Raw genomic sequence first — 17,683 nt, forward strand, 5'->3', positions numbered from 1 at the left:
TGCGCATGGTGCGTAGTTAGTTGACCGGTGACAGGCTGATATGGGATCAGAGGGGCTTAGAGGCGCTATGGATGGAGAACAAGAGCACAAATGCAAGGAATTTGTTGCCTGTAGAGGCCTCTTCGCGAGCAAGCCCGCTCCCACAGGGGATTTGTGTATGCCAGGGATGTCAGCCATAACACATTCCAGTGTGGGAGCGAGCTTGCTCGCGATGGCGACATTACTGACAACAACCGTCTCAATGCAGCCGCTTGCGGCACATCAACTGCGCCAGTTTCGCCGTATCGGGACGCTCGACGATGCCCTTTTCCGTGACGATGACGTCGATCAGGTCCGCCGGGGTGACATCGAACCGCGGGTCGAAGGCCTCGACGTCGGCGCCGATGCGCTGGCCCTCCATCTCCAGCAATGCGCGCCCATCGCCGTCCTCGAGCACAATGTCCTCGCCGCAGGCCAGGCTCATGTCGATGGCCGAGCTCGGCGCCACCACCATGAAGCGCACACCGTGATGCATCGCGCAGACGGCCAGTTGATACGTACCGATCCGGTTCGCCACGTCACCATTGGCGGCAATGCAGTCAGCCCCCACGATCAGCCAGGTCACGCCCTTGGTCTTCATGATATGGGCGGCGGCGGAATCGACGTTAATGGTCACCGGCAGGCCCTCCTCGGCCAGCTCCCAGGCGCTCAGGCGCGAGCCTGGCAGGCAAGGCCGGGTTTCATTGACATAGACACGCTCGACCATGCCTTCGATGAACGCGCCACGAATCACCCCCAGGGCGGTACCGAAGCCGCCGGTGGCCAGGGCCCCGGCGTTACAGTGGGTGAGGATGGCCTGGGCGTTGCCCTGGTGCTTGCGGATCAGGTCGACGCCGAGCTGGGCCATGGTCAGGTTGGCCTCGCGATCGCTCACATGGATCGCGATGGCTTCGGCCTCCAGCACCGCCAGCGGTTCGGCGTGCTCCTTCAGGCGGCCCAACCGATCACGCATCCGATCCAGCGCCCAGAACAAATTCGCCGCCGTCGGCCGGGCGGCAGCCAGCACGGCAAAGTCGGCTTCCAACGCGGCCTGCCAGTCACCGCCCTGCGTCATCCGGGCACGGGCGGCGAGCACGACGCCGTACGCTGCACAAATGCCAATGACGGGGGCGCCGCGCACCACTCGCGCACCAATGGCGTCGGCCACTTCGGCGGCGCTGGTGCAGGCGATCCAGTTCTGCTCGAATGGCAATGCCCGCAGATCTTGCAAGTACAGGACGCCATCGCGCCAATCGATGGCCTTCACCTTCTCCGCAGCCAACAGTCGATCGCGCATCCCTCACCCCGCACTCATGAACAAAAGCCGCCGATTATAGCGATCCCTCTGCGAAGACGCTCGGGTATACTTCGCCATCCTTTATACCCCATGGAACCGCTCCACGATGCCCAAGCCTGCCGTTGCGCTCGACTTATTATTGCTGCCGAGCTGGTTAGTGCCTGTCGAACCCGCCGGCGTAGTGCTCCAGAACCATGGCCTGGGCATTCGCGACGGTTGCATCGTATTTATCGGCCCGCGGACAGAAGCCCTCAAGTGTGACGCCGCAGAGGTTCGCGAACTGCCCGGCATGCTCCTGGCCCCCGGTCTGGTCAATGCCCACGGGCACGCGGCCATGACGCTGTTCCGTGGCCTGGCCGACGACCTGCCCTTGATGACCTGGCTCGAGCAGCACATCTGGCCGGCCGAGGCCAAGTGGGTCGACGAGGATTTCGTCCGCGATGGCACCGACCTGGCGATCGCCGAGCAGATCAAGGGCGGCATCACTTGCTTCAGCGACATGTACTTCTACCCCAAGGTGGCCAGCGAGCGCGTGCACAACAGCGGCATGCGCGCGCAACTGGCCATTCCGATCCTCGACTTCCCGATCCCCGGTGCGGCCAGCGCCGATGACGCCATTCGTCAGGGCATCGAGCTGTTTGGCGACCTCAAGCACCATCCTCGGATCAAAATCGCATTTGGCCCCCATGCGCCCTATACCGTGGGCGACGAGAACCTGGAGAAAATCCGCGTGATCGCCGAGGAGTTGGACGCGCCCATCCACATGCATGTCCACGAAACCGCCTTCGAAGTGCAGCAGGCTGTGGATAACACCGCCGAGCGACCGCTGGCGCGCCTGGGCCGGCTTGGCCTGCTGGGACCGCGCTTCCAGGCCGTGCACATGACTCAGATCAGCGATGAAGACCAGGCTTTGCTGGTAGAAAGCAATTGCAGCGTGATCCACTGCCCGGAATCGAACCTGAAACTGGCCAGCGGCTTCTGCCCGGTGGAGCGTTTATGGCAGGCGGGGGTCAATGTCGCCATTGGCACCGACGGCGCGGCCAGCAACAACGACCTGGACCTGCTGGGGGAAACCCGCACCGCTGCCCTGCTGGCCAAGGCTGTCGCCGGTTCCGCCACGGCCCTGGACGCCCACCGAGCGCTGCGCATGGCCACGCTCAATGGCGCGCGGGCGCTGGGCATCGAGTCCACCGTGGGCTCGCTGGAAGTCGGCAAGGCCGCCGACCTGGTGGCCTTCGACCTGTCGGGCCTGGCGCAGCAGCCGATCTACGATCCAGTGTCGCAGTTGATCTACGCCACGGGGCGCAACTGTGTGAAACACCTCTGGGTGGCCGGCAAGCCGTTATTGGAAGACGGCCGGCTGACGCGCCTCGACGAATCGCAATTGACCGCCACGGCCCAGGCCTGGGGGCGCCGCATCAGCGGACACGACGAATAACCACGCCCCTTGAGCCACCAGGCTCGGGGCACCTGACTTTCCCAGCTTTTCGAGGATCTGCACATGAGCAACGTCGACCACGCCGAAATCGCCAAGTTCGAAGCCCTGGCCCATCGCTGGTGGGACCGTGAAAGCGAGTTCAAGCCGCTGCACGACATCAACCCACTGCGGGTCAACTGGATCGATGAACGGGTCAACCTGGCTGGCAAGAAGGTGCTCGACGTCGGCTGCGGCGGCGGCATCCTCAGCGAGGCCATGGCCCAGCGTGGGGCGACGGTGATGGGCATCGACATGGGGGAGGCGCCGCTGGCGGTGGCCCAGTTGCACCAGTTGGAATCCGGCGTCAACGTGGAATATCGGCAGATCACCGCCGAAGCCCTGGCCGAGGAAATGCCCGGCCAGTTCGACGTGGTGACGTGCCTGGAAATGCTCGAGCACGTACCGGATCCGTCCTCGGTCATCCGCGCCTGCTTCCGCATGGTCAAGCCGGGCGGCCAGGTGTTCTTCTCCACCATCAACCGCAACCCGAAGGCCTACCTGTTCGCCATCGTCGGCGCCGAATACATCATGAAGCTGTTGCCGCGTGGCACCCACGACTTCAAGAAATTCATCCGCCCGTCCGAGCTCGGCGCCTGGAGCCGCATGGCCGGCCTGACCGTCAAGGACATCATCGGCCTGACCTACAACCCGCTGACCAAGCACTACAAGCTGGCCGCCGACGTTGATGTCAACTACATGATCCAGACCCTGCGCGAGGAGTAAGGCGATGCGTCTCAAAGCGGTTCTTTTCGACATGGACGGCACGTTGCTCGATACCGCGCCGGACTTCATCGCCATCTGCCAGGCCATGCGCGCTGATCGCGGCCTGCCACCGATGAACCCGCAGCACATCCGCGACGAGATTTCCGGCGGCGCCCGGGCAATGGTCGCGGTGACCTTCTCCATGGACCCGGAATCGCCCGGGTTCGAGGACCTTCGCCAGGAATTCCTCGACCGCTACCTCAAGGGTTGCGCCGTGCACAGCCATCTCTTCGACGGCATGGCCCAGGTGCTGGCCGACATCGAGGCGGCCAACCTGATCTGGGGCGTGGTCACCAACAAGCCGGTGCGCTTCGCTGAACCGATCATGCAGCAACTGGGCCTGGCGCAGCGCTCGAAAGTGCTGATCTGCCCCGACCATGTGACGAACAGCAAGCCCGACCCGGAACCGCTGACCCTGGCCTGCAAGATGCTCGACCTGGACCCGGCCAGCGTGTTGTTCGTAGGCGACGACCTGCGGGACATCGAGTCCGGTCGCAGCGCCGGCACTCGAACCTGCGCCGTGACCTACGGCTACATCCACCCGGACGACAACCCCAAGCACTGGGGCGCTGACGTGGTGATCGATCACCCGCTGGCACTGCGCGAGGTGCTGGATAACGCGTTGTGCAGTTGCTGAGGCAAATCGAGTATCGCTCCTGTGGCGAGGGGATTTATCCCCGCTGAGGCGCGAAGCGCCTCCACAAACTGTCTGTCACCGCGATGAATCAAAAACGAAGGGGGTCGCTTCGCGACCCAGCGGGGATAAATCCCCTCGCCACAACAGCTCGTCACTACGCATCGTTATGTTTCGTGAGGTTTTTTTATGTTTGATTATTCCGCCCGCCCCGACCTGCTCCAGGGCCGGGTCATCCTGGTGACCGGCGCCGGTCGCGGTATCGGGGCTGCCGCTGCCAAGGCCTACGCGGCCCATGGCGCCACCGTGCTGCTGCTGGGCAAGACCGAAGCCAACCTGACCCAGGTCTATGACGAAATCGAGGCAGCCGGCCATCCGCAGCCGGCGGTGATCCCGTTCAACCTCGAGACCGCCCTGCCCCATCAATACGATGAACTGGCGGCCATGATCGAGACCGAGTTCGGTCACCTGGACGGCCTGCTGCACAATGCCTCGATCATCGGCCCGCGCACGCCGCTGGAGCAGTTGTCCGGGGAGAACTTCATGCGGGTGATGCACATCAACGTCAACGCCATGTTCATGCTCACCAGCACCTTGCTGCCGCTGCTCAAGCTGTCCAAGGATGCGTCCGTGGTGTTCACCTCCAGCAGCGTTGGCCGCAAGGGCCGGGCGTACTGGGGCGCCTATGGCGTGTCCAAGTTCGCCACCGAGGGACTGATGCAGACCCTGGCCGACGAAGTCGACAGCGTTGCCGCCGTGCGCGCCAACAGCATCAACCCGGGTGCGACCCGCACCAGCATGCGCGCCCAGGCCTACCCTGGGGAAAACCCGCTCGACAACCCGACGCCCGAGGCAATCATGCCGGTCTACCTCTACCTGATGGGGCCGGACAGCACAGGTGTGAACGGCCAGGCCTTCAACGCCCAGTAACACCGGGCTCGCGTCGCGACGACTTCCCGTCGCGACGCGCCTTTGCACGGCACGCAGCCAGGCGAAACGCCAAACCCTCGTCACCTCAGTGCCCCCGGCAACTTGAAACGCACACACAAGACCTTGATTTCCCATCGGTTTTTATTGAAATGAACCGAATGGCACGACTTTCGCTCTAAATATCCTCAAAACACGCCATGTTCGGCGGGTAACGGACGTTGAGACGAGACTTAGCCAGCCAGGGAAAGCCGACTAGACTCCTATCAGAGTCCTACGGGACTGATGGACCAGTACGACGCGCAGCCCAAAGCCGCCACACCCAGCCTGCCGGGACAGATTTAGCTTAGGGGCTAACGCCATATGAAAACGCCCATGCAGATGAACGCGATTGATTTTGACAGTGCCAAGTTGCAGCGCCTGGGCCTCGGCCAGCCGTCGCCGCTCGCGGCGCGCTCTGTCAGCCTGTCGCAATTGCGCCAGCAACTGGGCCAGCAATTGCAGACCAGCCTGGAGCCGCAACGCATCCTGGGTTTGTTCTTCCGCGAGGTTCAGCGGCTCGTGCCTCTGGATGCATTGGCGTATCAACACAAGCCGAGCGATCTGCGCCTGGAGTTCGGCCAGCGTGGGCACCACACCGTCAGCTATAACCTCAGCCACGAAGGCGAACACTTGGGCGAACTGGTGTTTCGCCGCAACCAACGCTTCACCGACGCCGAACAGGCCGACCTGGAAGCGATGCTCTCCACGCTCTTGTATCCACTGCGCAATGCCTTGCTCTACCGCGCGGCGACCCAGAGCGCCCTGCGCGACCCCCTGACCGGCACCGGCAACCGCATCGCGATGGACCAGACGCTGACCCGGGAAATCGACATGGCCAAGCGTCATTCGCAGCCCCTGTCGTTGCTGATGCTGGACATCGACCACTTCAAACATATCAACGACAACCACGGTCACAGCGTCGGCGATGACGTGCTCAAGGCCGTGGCCGAGTCGATCAAGAATCAACTGCGCAATGTGGACATGGTGTTTAGGTTCGGAGGCGAGGAGTTTCTGATCCTGCTGGCCAACACCAGCCGGGACGCCGCGGCCATGGTGGGTGAACGCCTGCGTCATGCCGCCCAGGTCCAGGATTACTTCGCCGGGGGCACCCGGATCGAACTCACCGTCAGCCTGGGCTGCGCCACCCTGCTGCCCGGCGAATCAGCCGAAAGCCTGTTGCGGCGAGCCGACAGCGCGCTGTATGTGGCCAAGCGCGAGGGGCGCAATCGGTTGGCGATGGCGGGTTGAAGCCAACCAAGTGAATAACATCATCACCTGAGGGAGCGAGCCTGCTCGCGATGAGGGCCTGACAGTCGACCTCCCCGTCGACTCTGCAGGCTCTATCGCGAGCTGACTCACTCCCCGAGGGGTTCAGCTATGTCCGGGAAACGGCTCAGCTGCCGGCCAGCGCGAGGCGCTCACGGTTGACTGGCGACTTGCCCACGGACTCCGAGTGTTCCAGTTGCATGCAACGCTCCAGGAACAGGTACATGTAGTCATAGCTCTTGCACACCGCCTGGCGCAGCTCCGTTTGCAGGGCCTTGCTCGGGTTCATGCCCGCCAGCGTAACGATGATCTCCAGGGCTTCCCAAGGATGGGCATCGTCGTACTGGGCGTGCATCTTCAGCCACTTCATCGCCCGCTTGCGTTCCTCTTCGGCGAACGCCGCCGCGTAGACGCCGGTGGAGCACACCAAGGCCGACCACTCCCCAGTGGCGCCCTCGATGGCATAGTTGGTCGCGGCGATGGCCACGATCAGCGAGTCCGACGAACTGGTGTGCCAGCACCAGTGACTCAGCGCATGGAGCTCCGGAGGCACTTGCTGGGCTTGCAAGTCTTCCAGGGTGACGCCATGGGCGGCACTCCAGTTGACCCAGTAGTCGGCATGGTTGAGTTCGACACGGATATTACGCATCAGCCAACGACGCGCCATGTCCTCGCCGGGATGGCGGGCAAAGCGGGTCTTGGTGAGGTTCTGTGCCATGTATAAGGCGAACTGTTCAACGACCGGCCAACCACCAATGAGGTAGTGGCGCATGGTCTTGGCGCTGAGCTTGTTGTCGCGCATGCGTTGATACAGCTCGTGTTCGACAACCCGGCGCTTGCTCTCGCTGCAATCGATAATGAGCTGTTGTGCCCATTTCGGATAGCTTTGGGCCTCCATGAGCGGGCCTGTTCGGTTGAATGTGTCGATCACTGTCTGGCTCCTTTTGATTGTGATTTTCCGGATCAACAAGAGGTTCAGCGGAACGTGCCGGGGGCCTTGAATAACAACGGCTGGGGCCGGGCCGGCCTACATTGCAACGTGTCACAGGTAAACAATTGCGGGCGTTCAATCACATACCCTTGAGCGTAATCCACCCCGATTTCCAGCAATGCCTGCTCGATCTGGGTGGTTTCAACAAACTCGGCAATCGTGCGCTTACCCATGACGTGGCCGATATGATTGATCACTTCGACCATTGCACGGTTAATCGGGTCGTCCAGCATATCCTTTACGAAACTCCCGTCGATCTTCAGGAAGTCTACAGGTAAATGTTTCAGGTAAGCGAATGAAGACATTCCGGCGCAAAAGTCATCCAGCGAGAAGTAACAACCCAAGCTCTTGAGTTCATTGATAAAGCGGATCGCACTGCCCAAATTCGAAATAGCGCTGGTCTCGGTAATTTCAAAACAAATCATTTCCGGGGGGATCGAGTAGGCCGCGAATTGTTTACGCAAGAAGTCGAGGAACGCCTGATCTCCGATAGTCGTACCTGACAGATTAATCGCACACATGGCCATCGGTGCCTGCCGTGATTCATTCAGGCACTGGCGAATGACCTTGAACACGTTCTCCACCACCCAGCGGTCCAGGGAGGTCATCAGGCCATAGCGCTCCGCCGCGGGAATGAAGCTGTCGGGCAGGATCATCCGCCCGGCCTCGTCGTGCAGCCGCAACAGGATTTCGATGTGCCCGCCGCCATGGTCGCCAGGCCCCAACGCGGCGATTTCCTGGGCGTAGAGGCAGAAGCGGTTTTCCTCCAGGGCCATGTGCAGGCGCTGGACCCAGGCCATCTCGCCAAAGCGCAGGGACAGCTCCGAGTCGTCGGCATGGTAGACCTGGACCCGGTTGCGGCCCTTCTCCTTGGCCATGTAGCAGGCCATGTCGGCGGCCCGCAAGGAGGCCTCCAGGGTCGTCGGGGTCTGGGCGATGTGCACCAGGCCGATGCTCACCGTGGTCACGAACGGCCGGCCCTTCCAGACGAAATGCAGGTTCTGCACGGTCTGGCGCAGCCCCTCGGCGATCTTTTCCGCGGCCTCCGGCGAACAGTTTTCCAGCAGGATGCCGAACTCGTCCCCGCCCAACCGGGCCAGGGTGTCATTTTCCCGCAGCCCCGATTGCAGCAAGGCGCAGATATGGCGCAACAACTCGTCGCCCGCGGCGTGGCCGCAGGTGTCGTTGACCAGCTTGAACTGGTCCAGGTCGAGGAACATCAAGGCATGGCGACCGACCTGGCGCGTGAGGTTGTGCAGGGCCTGTTCGAGCCGGTATTCAAACTCCCGGCGGTTGGCCAGCCCGGTCAATGCATCATGGGTGGCTTGCCAGGACAGGTTGGCGATGTACTGGCGCTCCTGGGTCATGTCGTGCAGCACCAGCACGGCGCCGCTGACGTTGCCCGCATGGCGGATCGGCGCGCCCACCAGCGTGACCGACACGGTGCTGCCGTCCAGGCGCTGGATCAGCTTGGAGTGTTCGCTGGCACCGCTGAGCCGGCCGCTGAGGATGTGCTCGATCAGGGTCAGCCCTTCCGCCTGGGCGTTGTCATCGAGCAAATTGAACAGCGCCGCCAGGGGCAGACCCATGGCATGTTCGGCTTTCCAGTGGGTCATCGCCTCGGCGGCGGGGTTCATGTAGGCAATGGCTCCCTCGACGTCGGTGGTGATCACGCCGTCGCCGATCGATTGCAAGGTGATCTGGGCGCGTTCCTTCTCCAGTTGCAACGCATTGGCAAAGACCTGCCGCTGGGCCAGCAATTTGTGGGTACGCAGCAATGCCAGGACGATCAACCCCAGCGCCGTGGCGAAGTTGGTCACCAGCAACAGCCGCAGGATGAAGCGCGAGCCCTCGCCCAGCGCATCGCTGAATGCCTTGGCCGCCGGGGTGACGGAATCGTTGATGGCAAAGATCCGCGCCTTCCAGCCGCGGACATCGACCTCCGTCGCCTGGCCCGCGCTGATGCTGGCGTGCATCTGCTGGGCGACGTTATCCAGCTCGATCAGGTAGCCGTCCCCCACCGTCCACAGGTCGATGGCCTCTTCCAGGTAGCTGAAGTGACGAAAATTCAGATACAGCCAGATCAGGCTCGCCACGTCGTCCGGGTGATTGCCGCCCTTGAGGATGGCGGTCCTGGCCGCTTCCAGGTCCGGCGGCTGGCGGTCCAGCGCCACCCGCAGCTCATGCCCGCCCTCGGGAACGGCGATGGCTTGCTGGTACTTGAGGAAAATGGCTTCGTCGCGGCTGTCGGCATAGAGGTTGAGGTAATAGATGGCGTCTTTCTGCCCCTTGGACCAGAGGCTCTCCCCCGCCACGTAACCGCGAACCGCCGACAATACGTAGAGACTCACGCCACCGAGCAATGCCTGAAATAGCACAACGGCAATAAAGGGCCAGACGATGCCCAACAATCGAGGCGTTCCGAGAGTCCGTTTTTGCTTCATGAGGTCCCTTGCACAGGCGTTGCCGATAAGCACCCGCGAGAAATCCGCTGCTAATTCCAGAGCCTAGGCTAGTTTTCGATCCTTGGAACGCCGGTAGGAAGAATCGAGGGGCTTTAGCTGGAAATTCAGTGAAGTCGGGGGTGTTTGGCTGATTTTTTTTCGATACTAAGCACAGAAAAGTGCCGGAAACTCAAGGCTGCTGTATCTGTTGCAAGTGACCGTAGAGTCGAGCGTACAAGCCACCTTCGGCAATCAGCTGCAAATGGTCGCCGTCCTCGGCGATCTGCCCACCATCGAACACCAGCACGCGGTCGGCCTGTTTCACCGCGGAGAGCCGATGGGCGATGATCAGCGTGGTGCGCCCGCGCAGGAAACGCGCCAGGGCCTGGTGGAGGTTGTACTCGGTGGCAGCGTCCAGCGCGGACGTGGCTTCATCGAGGATCACCACCCGCGGATCCGCCAATACCATGCGGGCGATCGCCAGCCGTTGCCGCTGACCACCGGACAGCCGAACCCCGGAACGCCCGACGATACTGTCCAACCCCTGGGGCAGCGCGCGCACGGTGGCATCGAGCTGGGCGATCTCCAGGGCTCGCCAACAGGCCTCGTCGGTGCACTCGCGGCCCATGGTGAGGTTGGCGCGCACCGTGTCGTTGAACAGCGCCGGATGCTGCAACACCACCGCGACATTCTCCCGGATGGTCTCCAGGCCAATCTCGTGTTGCGTCGCCCCGCCGAAACGGATGCTGCCCGCCTGCGGCGTGTACAAGCCCAGCAGCAGTTGCACCAGGGTGCTCTTGCCGCCGCCACTGGCACCGACGATGGCGACTTTCTCCCCGGGCAGGATGGACAGGCTCAACTGGTTGAGCACCAGTTCCTCGCCATAGCCGAAATCCAGCCCCTGAATGTCGATGCCCACCGTGTCACGGCCCTTGAACGGGTCGCTGCCGCCGGGGTACTGCGGCTCGTCGGCACGGGCCAACAGCTCATTGATCCGCGACAGCGCACCGCCCGCCGCATAAAAGGCGTACTGCAGATTGAGCAACTGCTCCACCGGGCCGATCATGAACCACAGGTAGCTGAACACCGCCAGCATCTGCCCGATCGACAAGTCCGAAAACAGCACGGTGAGCATGGCCGCGGCGCGAAAGATATCGATGCCGAACTGGAACAGCAGGCCGGTGGCGCGGCTGGACGCGTCGGTTTTCCACTGCGAACTCACGGCGTAATCGCGAACTTCCCTTGCCCGCATGCCCAGGCGCCCGAGGAAAAAGCCCTGGCGATTGCCGGCGCGCACTTCCTGGATGGCGTCCAGGGTTTCCGTCAGGGCCTGGGTGAAGCGCGAGGTGCTGTCGTTTTCCAGCTTCTTGAGGTGCTTGACCCTTTTCCCCAATTGCACCGTGGCGTAGATCACCAATGGGTTGAACAACAGGATCAGCAGCGCCAGTTTCCAGTGCATCCACACCAGGATCCCGGCGGTGCCCACCAGGGTCAGCATCGCCACCAGGAAACGGCTGAGGGTTTCACCGACGAACTTGTCGACGGTGTCCAGGTCGGTGACCAGGTGCGCCGCCACGGTGCCGCTGCCCAGGCTTTCGTACTCGCCGAGGGAAATGCGCTTGAGCCGTTCGATCAGGCGGATGCGAATGCGGTAGACGATGTCCTTGGCCAACCGGGCGAACAGCCGCGCCTGCAACACGTTGAAGAGCAATGCACCGCAACGCAGCACCAGGGTCGCCAGCAGCATCAGCCCGATATAGCCGGCCGCCTGCTGCCACCCCGCGGGCAACACCTGGTTCATCACGTTCAAGGCCGCATCGCCGCGCCCCAACAACACTTCGTCCACCAACAGCGGCAGGAGCAATGGAATCGGCACGCTGCACAGCGTCGCCAGCACGGCCACGCCGTTGGCGATCCACAGGGCTTTCTTGTGCTTGAGGGCCAGGCGACGGATTTCGGCCCAGCTCAACCGATCGATGCGTTGCGGGGTTGGCGAGTGCTCCGGCCGGTCAGGCACAGGCGGCGCGCTCCAGCCAACGGCCCAGCAAGGGCGACAAGGATTCCAGGGGCTGGTAGCCGTTGGTCAACAACGCCAACTGACCGTCACGCTCGGCCAGCAGCGTGGGAAACCCGGCAATCCCCAGGTCCTGCACCCAGGTGAAATCGGCGGCGGTGGCCGCGTGCTGGTCGGCGCGATCGAAGGCGGCGGCGAACTCGATGCGCGGCAGCCCGGCCTGTTCGGCCAATTCCACCAGGACGCTGGCGTGGGTGACGTCGCGCCCCTGCACGTAAAACGCCTGCTGGATCAGCTTCAGCAGCTTGAAGGCCAGGTCCGGCGCCAGGGTGCGGGCGGTGACCACGGCGCGGCAGGCCGGCTCGGTGTCGTAGACAAACCCGTCCGGCAGCGCGCCTTCAAGCGTGAACGGCTGGCCGGTGGCCTGGGTGACCGCCTGCCAGTGTTCGAGAATGTAGCGTCGGGTCGTCGGCTCCAGCGCCGACCCGCTGCCGGTGCGCAAGCCGCCCACCACCAGGTGCAACTCCACCCCCGCCGCCTGCGCCTGCTCCACCAGCGCCTCGGCCACCGGTGCAAAACCCCAGCACCAGGAACACATCGGGTCCATTACATAGAGCAGGCGTGGCGCCATGGTTCAAGCCTCGGAAGATGACTGCTTGTAGTTGTAGCCGATCGGGTGCGGCAGGTTGCGAGCCTTGGCCAGTTCGATCTGCTTTTGCCGGTCGATGGCGCTGCGGCGGGTTTTCTCGCTCAGCGTGTCCCAGCAATGCGGGCAGCTGATACCCGGCACATAGTGCTCCGAAGCACGGTCTTCGACGCTGACCGGCGTACGACAGGCATGACATTGATCGTAGTCGCCTTCGCTGAGGTCGTGGCGAACGGTGACGCGGTTATCGAACACGAAACAGTCGCCACGCCACTTGGATTGTTCCTGGGGCACTTCCTCAAGGTACTTGAGGATGCCGCCCTTGAGGTGGTAGACCTCCTCGAAACCCTCGCCGAGCATGTAACTGGAGGCTTTCTCGCAGCGGATGCCGCCGGTGCAGAACATGGCGACTTTCTTGTGGCGGGCCGGATCGAAATGGGCCTTGATGTACTCGGGGAACTCGCGAAAGCTGGTGGTCTTGGGGTCGATGGCCCCTTCGAAGGTGCCGATGGACACTTCGTAGTCGTTACGGGTGTCGATCAGCAGCACCTGCGGATCGCTGATCAGCGCATTCCAATCCTGCGGCTCGACGTAGGTGCCGACCTGTTTGTTCGGGTCCACGCCTTCGACGCCGAGGGTGACGATTTCTTTCTTCAGCTTGACCTTGGTGCGATAGAACGGCTGCTCGTCGCAGTACGACTCTTTATGGTCGATGTCGATCATGCGTGGATCGTTCTTGAGCCAGGCCAGCAACCCGTCGATGCCCTCGCGGGTGCCGGAGACCGTGCCGTTGATGCCTTCCTCGGCGATCAGCAGGGTGCCTTTGATGCCGTTATCGAGCATGGCCTTGAGCAGGGGCTCGCGCAGTTCGACGTAGTCTTCAAGGGTGACGAACTTATACAGTGCCGCCACGACAATGGGTTGTGTCATGGGTGTTTCTCCAGGTGGCTACCCTCGCAAAGGGTGAACCGGATGCGAAAAAAAACGCGCCCTTGCAGGCGCGTTGCGGATTCTAGCAAATACACGGTGGCTTTAGGAGCACACCGGTGGCGAGGGAGCTTGCTTCCGCTCGGCGGCGAAGCCGTCGCCTGCGTTATTCAGGGGGGACCGCTTCGCGGTCCAACGGGAGCAAGCCCCCTCGCCACGGAAAGCGCCTTCACTACGGCAAGCTCCCCGCCACAGTGCCTGAATCAGTGCTTGCTGCCACCTGCGCAGGTCGGCGAAGCCGGGGCGGCGTCGATCTGCGCCCACTCCTCGGGGGTGTAGGTGTGCAGCGCCAACGCGTGAAACTCACCCATCAGCTCGCCCAGCGTGCCGTAGACCTTCTGGTGGCGCTTGACGCGATTGAGCCCCTCGAACTGCCGGCTGACCACCACGGCCTTGAAGTGGGTCTGTAGCCCACGGCTGTGCATGTGGCTTTCATCCAGCACTTGCAGGTGCTCGGGCTGCAACAGCCCGAGGGTCGATTCGATGCGTTGCTGCATGCTCATACCGGGCTCCGCTTACGGCTTTTTCTTGGCCGGCGCAGCGGCTTTTGGCTCAAGCTCGGCGGTCATGTCCGCCAGCAGCTTGTTGACCACCGGCACCGCGCTTTCAAGCTTGGCCTGGGTCAACTGGGCCGATTGCTGGGTCAGCTGCGGCATTTTTTCCAGGACTTTCTTGCCCAGCGGCGACTGGTAGAACGCCACCAGGTCCTTGAGCTCCGACTCGCTGAAGTTGCTGGTGTAGAGCTTGACCATGTCCGGCTTGAGCTTGTTCCAGCCGATGGCCTGGTCCAGCGCGGCGTTGGCCTTGGCCTGGTAGGTTTCCAGGGTGGCTTTCTTCGACTCGGGGGCCTTGGTCTGTTCAAAGCGCTGGGCAAACATCTGCTGCACTTGCATGTACACCGGGGTGCCCAGTTTGTCAGCGTGCGCCAGGGTCAGGAACGCTTCGGCGCTGGCGTTATGGCTGGCGGTATCGGCGAAAACAGGGCCGCTGGCACATACCAGAGCAACTGCGGTACAGATGGCACGAAGACGGGTCATCGAGTTTCCTTTCATTACAGGCGAGGTAAAACCCCAAGGGCGACCATTCTGCGCCTAATAAACGCCGGGCCTCAACCCCGACGCTTGTTGGGTCCGATTGACGGGCCGGACTCACCGCCCCTAGATTGACGGAACCGGCGCCGCCCAATCGGGCCTAAACTGCGCATTCAGCCTTAAAGGAGTTTGACCCGATGAGCCGTACCGAAACCGACAGCCTGGGCCAGGTTGAAGTCCCTGACGACGCCTACTGGGGCGCCCAGACACAGCGGTCCATGATCAACTTCGCCATCGGCAATGAACGCATGCCGCTGTCGGTGCTGCATGCCCTGGCGCTGATCAAGAAAGCCGCCGCGCGGGTCAATGACCGCAACGGCGACCTGCCCGCCGACATCGCCCGGCTGATCGAACAGGCCGCCGACGAAGTGCTCGACGGCCAGCATGACAACCAGTTCCCACTGGTGGTCTGGCAGACCGGCAGCGGCACCCAGAGCAACATGAACGTCAACGAAGTGATCGCCGGGCGCGCCAACGAGCTGGCGGGCAACCCCCGCGGCGGCAAGACCCCGGTGCACCCGAACGATCACGTCAACCGCTCCCAGAGCTCCAACGACTGCTTCCCCACCGCCATGCACATCGCCGCGGTGCAGGCCGTCCACAAGCAACTGTTGCCGGCCATCAGCGAATTGTCCGGCGGGCTGGCGGAACTGGCGGCGCGCCACCTGAAGCTGGTCAAGACCGGTCGCACCCACATGATGGACGCCACGCCCATTACCTTCGGCCAGGAACTGTCGGCGTTCATTGCCCAGCTCGATTATGCCGAACGGGCGATCCGTGCCGCATTGCCAGCGGTGTGTGAACTGGCCCAGGGCGGCACGGCGGTGGGCACCGGGCTCAATTCGCCCCATGGCTTTGGCGAAGCGATCGCGGCCGAACTCGCGGCACTTTCCGGCCTGCCGTTCGTCACCGCGCCGAACAAGTTTGCCGCGCTGGCGGGTCATGAACCGCTCACCGCGTTGTCCGGCGCGCTGAAAACCCTGGCGGTGACCCTGATGAAAATCGCCAACGACCTACGCCTGCTGGGCTCCGGGCCACGGGCCGGGTTCGCCGAGGTGAAATTGCCGGCCAACGAACCGGGCAGCTCGATCATGCCTGGCAAGGTCAACCCGACCCAATGCGAAGCCCTGTCGATGCTCGCCTGCCAGGTGATGGGCAACGACGTCACCATCGGCTTCGCCGCCAGCCAGGGTCACTTGCAGTTGAACGTGTTCAAGCCGGTGATCATCCACAACCTGCTGCAATCGATCCAGTTGCTGGCCGATGGCTGCAGCAACTTCCAGCAGCACTGCATCGCCGGCCTCGAACCGGATGCCGAGCAGATGGCCGCGCACCTGGAACGTGGGCTGATGCTGGTGACCGCGCTGAACCCGCACATCGGCTACGACAAGTCTGCCGAAATCGCCAAGAAAGCCTACAGCGAAGGGCTGACCTTGCGTGAGGCGGCGTTGCAACTGGGGTACCTGACCGATGAACAGTTCGACGCCTGGGTGAGGCCGGAAAACATGTTGGAAGCCGGCAGCCAGGGCTGAGCCTGGATGGACCGCGAGCAGGCCTTCGTGAGCCTGCTCGCGAAAAGCCCTGCCCTAGCGCCCCACCGCCAACCGCTGACGCCGCGCCCTGAGCCCGGCGATCAGCGAAGGCCCCAGCGCGACCAGCGCCGAGCCCAATACCACCAGCACCGCCCCGCCATACCCCAGCAGGTTGATCTGCTCGGCATGCACGTAGTCGGGCCACCACCAGGCCGCCAACGCCACGGCGGCGAAGGTCACCAACGGCGTAATCGCCAGCGTCGCACTGACCCGTGACGCCTCCCAGTGCGCCAGGGCTTCGGCGAATGCGCCATAGGCGATCAGGGTATTGAGGCAGCAGGCCAACAGCAGCCAACCTTGTACCGGGCTCAATTGCAACGCCTCCAAGGGATGCACCCAGGGCGTGAGCAGCAACGCGCAGAAGAGGTAGATCACCATCATCACCTGCAGTGAATTCCACACCGTCAGCAATTGCTTCTGCCCCAAGGCATAGAAGGTCCAGACCGTGGACGCCAGCAACACCAGCAGCACCCCGGCGGTGTACTCACTCAGCGATGTGAGCAACTCAACGAGGCGCTGGTTGAAGAACAGCGCGAAACCGATCAACAGCACCGCCAGGCCGATGCCCTGGCCGATGCTGAAGCGCTCCTTGAACACGAACAGGCTGGCGACCAGCAGCATGATCGGGCCCATCTGCACCACCAGTTGCGCCGTGCCGGGGCTCAGACGGTTCAGGCCCATCAGGTACAACACGTAGTTGCCCACCAGCCCCAGCACCGCCATCGCCACCAGCCAGCCGCCCCTGGGGCCGAGCACCCGGCGACTGGGCAAACGACGGGTAGCCGCCAGGTAGATGAACAGCAGGCCGCCGGACACCAACAGGCGAAACCAGGTCACGGTGACCGGGTCCATCACGTGCAGCACTTGCTTGAGCTTGATCGGCAGGATTCCCCATAACAGGGCGGTCAGCAGGGCGAGAAACAGGCCGTAGACCCAGCGACCGGATGAAATATGCATGCAATCCTCGAAGCCCAGGACAAAAGAGCGTCTATTCTAGGCATGGATCACGGGGCAACACAGGGACAGTTGGTCACTAACAGTTCATGATAAGGGATGGCACATTGCCGCCTATCGGCTGCCCAAGCGCCCGCCAGCCACAACACATAAACTTCACTCCATCAGCTTTCGCCTTCCTTTGGAGCCGCTCATGCTTGGCAAACGTGCCGAAGACGTCGTCCCCGCGATGGTCTTTCCCAGTGACCGAATTTGCCGGGTGAACGGCCAATTTTATTTCAACACCCGGGAAGGTACGCATGAGGGGCCATTCCCCGATCGTGAAACAGCGGAACGCGAGGTGGCGGCGTACATCGAGCGCATGCTGCAACTGCCGCAAGTCGTGGGCTGAGCACTGCCTGAAAAGCTCCACCCACCTGTGACAGGCAGCTTGTTGAGACGAGAGAACGTGCTGTGGCGAGGGGCCTGCTGTAGAGAGGGAGCTTGCCGTGGCGAGGGAGCTTGCTCCCGCTGGGCCGCGAAGCGGCCCCCCCCTTGACCC

At 62.8% G+C, this 17,683-nt stretch carries 16 protein-coding genes; 7 read left to right on the forward strand and 9 right to left on the reverse strand.

Annotated features, from left to right (window positions below; translation table 11 throughout):
- Positions 1–238: 238 nt before the first annotated feature.
- Positions 239–1,315 carry a methylthioribose-1-phosphate isomerase gene (locus VM99_16315; GenBank protein ID AKJ99557.1) on the reverse strand — a complete coding sequence of 359 codons (1,077 nt, stop codon included), beginning with the start codon at positions 1,313–1,315 and terminating at the stop codon, positions 239–241.
- Positions 1,316–1,421: 106 nt separating this feature from the next.
- Here VM99_16315 and VM99_16320 point away from each other — a divergent pair, with 106 nt between their 5' ends.
- The 5 genes from VM99_16320 to VM99_16340 all read left to right on the forward strand — a co-directional run bounded on the left by VM99_16320 (position 1,422) and on the right by VM99_16340 (position 6,405).
- Complete coding sequence (locus VM99_16320; protein AKJ99558.1) at positions 1,422–2,753, forward strand: N-ethylammeline chlorohydrolase; 1,332 nt, start codon at positions 1,422–1,424, stop codon at positions 2,751–2,753.
- 63 nt (positions 2,754–2,816) lie between these two features.
- Entirely contained in the window at positions 2,817–3,515 is a 699-nt protein-coding gene (locus tag VM99_16325) for a 3-demethylubiquinone-9 3-methyltransferase (protein ID AKJ99559.1), read from the forward strand.
- Positions 3,516–3,519: 4 nt separating this feature from the next.
- Entirely contained in the window at positions 3,520–4,191 is a 672-nt protein-coding gene (locus tag VM99_16330) for a phosphoglycolate phosphatase (protein AKJ99560.1), read from the forward strand.
- 186 nt (positions 4,192–4,377) lie between these two features.
- Positions 4,378–5,118 carry a 3-oxoacyl-ACP reductase gene (locus VM99_16335; GenBank protein ID AKJ99561.1) on the forward strand — a complete coding sequence of 247 codons (741 nt, stop codon included), beginning with the start codon at positions 4,378–4,380 and terminating at the stop codon, positions 5,116–5,118.
- Between the two features lie 360 nt (positions 5,119–5,478).
- Positions 5,479–6,405 (forward strand): DeoR faimly transcriptional regulator, encoded by a 927-nt coding sequence (locus tag VM99_16340; protein AKJ99562.1) that lies wholly within the window; start codon positions 5,479–5,481, stop codon positions 6,403–6,405.
- Positions 6,406–6,550: 145 nt separating this feature from the next.
- On the opposite strand, the gene VM99_16345 is transcribed toward VM99_16340, so the two are convergent.
- The 7 genes from VM99_16345 to VM99_16375 all read right to left on the reverse strand — a co-directional run bounded on the left by VM99_16345 (position 6,551) and on the right by VM99_16375 (position 14,542).
- Positions 6,551–7,354, reverse strand: a complete 804-nt coding sequence (locus VM99_16345) for a TenA family transcriptional regulator (protein ID AKJ99563.1) — start codon at positions 7,352–7,354, stop codon at positions 6,551–6,553.
- A 44-nt stretch (positions 7,355–7,398) separates the two neighbouring features.
- Positions 7,399–9,858 (reverse strand): membrane protein, encoded by a 2,460-nt coding sequence (locus tag VM99_16350; protein AKJ99564.1) that lies wholly within the window; start codon positions 9,856–9,858, stop codon positions 7,399–7,401.
- 190 nt (positions 9,859–10,048) lie between these two features.
- On the reverse strand, positions 10,049–11,875 hold the full coding sequence (locus VM99_16355; protein AKJ99565.1) for an ABC transporter ATP-binding protein: 1,827 nt from the start codon (positions 11,873–11,875) through the stop codon (positions 10,049–10,051).
- Positions 11,868–12,503: a DSBA oxidoreductase gene (locus tag VM99_16360; GenBank protein ID AKJ99566.1), complete on the reverse strand. Its 636-nt coding sequence runs from the start codon at positions 12,501–12,503 to the stop codon at positions 11,868–11,870. Before VM99_16360 ends, VM99_16355 begins: the two co-directional genes overlap by 8 nt.
- A gap of 3 nt (positions 12,504–12,506) precedes the next feature.
- Positions 12,507–13,448 (reverse strand): hypothetical protein, encoded by a 942-nt coding sequence (locus VM99_16365; protein AKJ99567.1) that lies wholly within the window; start codon positions 13,446–13,448, stop codon positions 12,507–12,509.
- A 260-nt stretch (positions 13,449–13,708) separates the two neighbouring features.
- A complete protein-coding gene (locus VM99_16370; GenBank protein AKJ99568.1) occupies positions 13,709–14,008 on the reverse strand; it encodes a BolA family transcriptional regulator in 300 nt (99 codons plus the stop codon).
- A 12-nt stretch (positions 14,009–14,020) separates the two neighbouring features.
- On the reverse strand, positions 14,021–14,542 hold the full coding sequence (locus VM99_16375; GenBank protein ID AKJ99569.1) for a hypothetical protein: 522 nt from the start codon (positions 14,540–14,542) through the stop codon (positions 14,021–14,023).
- Positions 14,543–14,733: 191 nt separating this feature from the next.
- Between VM99_16375 and VM99_16380 the strand changes: the two genes are divergently transcribed.
- Entirely contained in the window at positions 14,734–16,128 is a 1,395-nt protein-coding gene (locus tag VM99_16380; GenBank protein ID AKJ99570.1) for a fumarate hydratase, read from the forward strand.
- Positions 16,129–16,182: 54 nt separating this feature from the next.
- Here the strand turns inward: VM99_16380 and VM99_16385 are convergent, their stop codons facing one another.
- Positions 16,183–17,145 (reverse strand): membrane protein, encoded by a 963-nt coding sequence (locus VM99_16385; protein ID AKJ99571.1) that lies wholly within the window; start codon positions 17,143–17,145, stop codon positions 16,183–16,185.
- A 190-nt stretch (positions 17,146–17,335) separates the two neighbouring features.
- Here VM99_16385 and VM99_16390 point away from each other — a divergent pair, with 190 nt between their 5' ends.
- Positions 17,336–17,533, forward strand: coding sequence for a thiolase (locus VM99_16390; GenBank protein AKJ99572.1), 198 nt, complete (start codon positions 17,336–17,338; stop codon positions 17,531–17,533).
- Positions 17,534–17,683 lie beyond the last annotated feature (150 nt).

It is taken from the genome of Pseudomonas chlororaphis (genome assembly GCA_001023535.1).
GTDB classification, from domain to species: domain Bacteria; phylum Pseudomonadota; class Gammaproteobacteria; order Pseudomonadales; family Pseudomonadaceae; genus Aquipseudomonas; species Aquipseudomonas chlororaphis_E.

Bases quoted from the DNA above. Each gene is read 5' to 3' on its own strand.
- VM99_16315 (AKJ99557.1), bottom strand. From the start codon at position 1,315: ATGCGCGATCGACTGTTGGCTGCGGAGAAGGTGAAGGCCATCGATTGG.
- VM99_16320 (AKJ99558.1), top strand. From the start codon at position 1,422: ATGCCCAAGCCTGCCGTTGCGCTCGACTTATTATTGCTGCCGAGCTGG.
- VM99_16325 (AKJ99559.1), top strand. From the start codon at position 2,817: ATGAGCAACGTCGACCACGCCGAAATCGCCAAGTTCGAAGCCCTGGCC.
- VM99_16330 (AKJ99560.1), top strand. From the start codon at position 3,520: ATGCGTCTCAAAGCGGTTCTTTTCGACATGGACGGCACGTTGCTCGAT.
- VM99_16335 (AKJ99561.1), top strand. From the start codon at position 4,378: ATGTTTGATTATTCCGCCCGCCCCGACCTGCTCCAGGGCCGGGTCATC.
- VM99_16340 (AKJ99562.1), top strand. From the start codon at position 5,479: ATGAAAACGCCCATGCAGATGAACGCGATTGATTTTGACAGTGCCAAG.
- VM99_16350 (AKJ99564.1), bottom strand. From the start codon at position 9,858: ATGAAGCAAAAACGGACTCTCGGAACGCCTCGATTGTTGGGCATCGTC.
- VM99_16360 (AKJ99566.1), bottom strand. From the start codon at position 12,503: ATGGCGCCACGCCTGCTCTATGTAATGGACCCGATGTGTTCCTGGTGC.
- VM99_16365 (AKJ99567.1), bottom strand. From the start codon at position 13,448: ATGACACAACCCATTGTCGTGGCGGCACTGTATAAGTTCGTCACCCTT.
- VM99_16370 (AKJ99568.1), bottom strand. From the start codon at position 14,008: ATGAGCATGCAGCAACGCATCGAATCGACCCTCGGGCTGTTGCAGCCC.
- VM99_16375 (AKJ99569.1), bottom strand. From the start codon at position 14,542: ATGACCCGTCTTCGTGCCATCTGTACCGCAGTTGCTCTGGTATGTGCC.
- VM99_16380 (AKJ99570.1), top strand. From the start codon at position 14,734: ATGAGCCGTACCGAAACCGACAGCCTGGGCCAGGTTGAAGTCCCTGAC.
- VM99_16385 (AKJ99571.1), bottom strand. From the start codon at position 17,145: ATGCATATTTCATCCGGTCGCTGGGTCTACGGCCTGTTTCTCGCCCTG.
- VM99_16390 (AKJ99572.1), top strand. From the start codon at position 17,336: ATGCTTGGCAAACGTGCCGAAGACGTCGTCCCCGCGATGGTCTTTCCC.